A 1,419-nucleotide genomic window follows, 5' to 3' on the forward strand; every position below is an offset into this window, starting at 1 on the left:
GGTTGCGTCCGCTGGAGTGGTGTACGACTTGCCCGTGATGGGCGTGTTGCGTAGATGAGAGACGGCCATCGCGTCGATCCTTCAAGACGACCAAGTCAGAGAAGGAAGAGAGAACGCGATGGCCGCATCAGAGAGTGTGAACCCTGTTGACCTGCTGCGCGAGCAGATCGAGGGCGCGTCGCCGGACGTGTTGCAGGCGATGATCAAAACGTTCGCGCAGGCGTTGATGTCCGCGGAAGCGGACGCGATCTGCGGTGCCGGTTACGGGCAGCGCAGCGACGAGCGGGTGAACTCGCGTAACGGATACCGGCCTCGGGAGTGGGACACCCGGGCCGGGACGATCGACTTGGCCATCCCCAAGCTGCGCCAGGGCTCGTACTTTCCGGACTGGCTGCTGACCCACCGTCGGCGGGCCGAGCAGGCTCTGGTGTCGGTCGTGGCCACCTCCTATCTGCTGGGGGTGTCGACGCGGCGGGTGGAGAAGCTGGTCGAGCAGCTCGGGATCCGGCAGCTGTCGAAGTCGCAGGTCTCGGAGATGGCCGCCCACCTCGACACCCAGGTCGAGGCGTTTCGCAACCGACCCCTCGACTCAGGCCACTACACGTTCGTGTGGATGGACGCGCTGACGATGAAGGTCCGCGAGCACGGCCGCACCGTCAACGTCCACGCGCTGATCGCTGTCGGCGTCAACGCCGACGGCCAACGCGAAGTCCTCGGCCTCGACGTCGCCTCCGACGAGGACGGCGCCGGCTGGCTGGCGTTCCTGCGGTCGCTGACCGCCCGCGGCCTGACCGGGGTGCGTCTGGTCATCTCCGACGCCCACGCCGGCCTGGTGTCCGCGATCGGCGCGGCCCTGCCCGGCGCTGCGTGGCAGCGCTGCCGGACCCACTACCTGCGCAACCTGCTGACCAAGGTGCCCAAGTCGGCGCAGCCCTGGATCGCCACCCTCGTCCGCACAATCTTCGACCAGCCGGATGCCGACGCCGTCCGAGCCCAGTTCCAGCGGGTCGTGGCCACGATCGAGGCGAAGTTCCCAGCCGCAGCCGAGCACCTCGACGCCGCCAGGGATGACCTCCTCGCGTTCACCGGTTTCCCGCGCGAGATCTGGCGTCAGATCTGGTCGAATAATCCGCAGGAGCGGTTGAACAAGGAGATCCGCCGCCGCACCGACGTCGTCGGGATCTTCCCCAACCGGCCGTCGATCATCCGCCTCGTCGGCGCCGTCCTGGCCGAGCAAACCGACGAGTGGACCGAAGGACGCCGCTACATGGGCCTGGAACTACTCGCCAAAGCCCGCATGGTCACGATCGACACCGACCAACACGTCACCGACCAGACCGACCCCGCCCCGATCGCCGCATAACATCAGACCGGATCCCGCGATGGCCGTCTCTTACACCACTCGCGCGGACGCGACCC

Annotated in this window: 1 protein-coding gene; it reads left to right on the forward strand. The window is 67.4% G+C overall.

From position 1 onward, the window contains the following. Positions 1-118: 118 nt before the first annotated feature. Complete coding sequence (locus GSF22_RS33515) at positions 119-1,363, forward strand: IS256 family transposase (RefSeq protein WP_046563349.1); 1,245 nt, start codon at positions 119-121, stop codon at positions 1,361-1,363. Positions 1,364-1,419: the final 56 nt, after the last annotated feature.

It is taken from the genome of Micromonospora echinofusca (assembly GCF_017614955.1).
GTDB lineage: Bacteria > Actinomycetota > Actinomycetes > Mycobacteriales > Micromonosporaceae > Micromonospora > Micromonospora echinofusca_A.